Source organism: Shewanella gelidimarina (assembly GCF_023283945.1).
GTDB lineage: Bacteria > Pseudomonadota > Gammaproteobacteria > Enterobacterales > Shewanellaceae > Shewanella > Shewanella gelidimarina.
In genome coordinates this window covers 1-1,138 of the sequence record NZ_JAKIKW010000066.1, presented here as the reverse complement: position 1 = coordinate 1,138, position 1,138 = coordinate 1, and the positions used below count along the sequence as shown (strand labels likewise).

7 tRNA genes are annotated in these 1,138 nt (G+C 44.0%); all 7 read right to left on the bottom strand.

The window, feature by feature from the left end:
• Positions 1–36: 36 nt before the first annotated feature.
• Positions 37–129 (bottom strand) — tRNA-Ser (locus tag L2729_RS21520).
• Between the two features lie 35 nt (positions 130–164).
• Positions 165–240: transfer RNA gene (locus L2729_RS21515), tRNA-Lys, on the bottom strand.
• A 73-nt stretch (positions 241–313) separates the two neighbouring features.
• A tRNA-Ser gene (locus L2729_RS21510) sits at positions 314–406 on the bottom strand.
• A 35-nt stretch (positions 407–441) separates the two neighbouring features.
• Positions 442–517, bottom strand: a tRNA-Lys gene (locus L2729_RS21505).
• A 156-nt stretch (positions 518–673) separates the two neighbouring features.
• A tRNA-Lys gene (locus L2729_RS21500) sits at positions 674–749 on the bottom strand.
• 157 nt (positions 750–906) lie between these two features.
• Positions 907–982, bottom strand: a tRNA-Lys gene (locus tag L2729_RS21495).
• A gap of 72 nt (positions 983–1,054) precedes the next feature.
• Positions 1,055–1,130 (bottom strand) — tRNA-Lys (locus L2729_RS21490).
• Positions 1,131–1,138 lie beyond the last annotated feature (8 nt).

The window sequence follows — 1,138 nt, the reverse complement described above, 5'->3', positions numbered from 1 at the left end:
GAATTCATCTGCCTTGAAGCAAATCCACCTCAGAAGTGGTGGGCCGTGAAGGATTCGAACCTTCGACCAATGTGGTAGTTAAGAGTAAAGCCAACTGTGCTCTTATTCAAAACATCAACTGAGCTAACCTATCTTTACCGTCTCCATTTTACCACCTGGAGAAGTGGTGGGCTGTGAAGGATTCGAACCTTCGACCAATTGGTTAAAAGCCAACTGCTCTACCAACTGAGCTAACAGCCCTTTCTGGTATTGCTGGTATTGCTGGTATTACGTTTCTGAATTCATCTGCCTTGAAGCAAATCCACCTCAGAAGTGGTGGGCCGTGAAGGATTCGAACCTTCGACCAATGTGGTAGTTAAGAGTAAAGCCAACTGTGCTCTTATTCAAAGCATCAACTGAGCTAACCTATCTTTACCGTCTCCATTTTACCACCTGGAGAAGTGGTGGGCTGTGAAGGATTCGAACCTTCGACCAATTGGTTAAAAGCCAACTGCTCTACCAACTGAGCTAACAGCCCTTTCTGGTATTGCTGATATATCCAAGTAAATAACTAACTATCATTAGTTAAAGCCAACAGTCTGTTTCTACAAGAAACTGAGCTAACGGCCCTTTCTGGTATTGCTGATATTACGTTTCTGAACTCATCTGCCTTGAAGCAAATCCACTTCAGAAGTGGTGGGCTGTGAAGGATTCGAACCTTCGACCAATTGGTTAAAAGCCAACTGCTCTACCAACTGAGCTAACAGCCCTTTCTGGTATTGCTGATATATCCAAGTAAATAACTAACTATCATTAGTTAAAGCCAACAGTCTGTTTCTACAAGAAACTGAGCTAACGGCCCTTTCTGGTATTGCTGATATTACATTTTCTGAATTCATCTGCTTTGAAGCAAATCCACCTCAGAAGTGGTGGGCTGTGAAGGATTCGAACCTTCGACCAATTGGTTAAAAGCCAACTGCTCTACCAACTGAGCTAACAGCCCTTTCTGGTATTGCTGGTATTGCTGGTATTGCGTTTCTGAATCATCTGCCTTGAAGCAAATCCACCTCAGAAGTGGTGGGCCGTGAAGGATTCGAACCTTCGACCAATTGGTTAAAAGCCAACTGCTCTACCAACTGAGCTAACGGCCCTTTCTGGT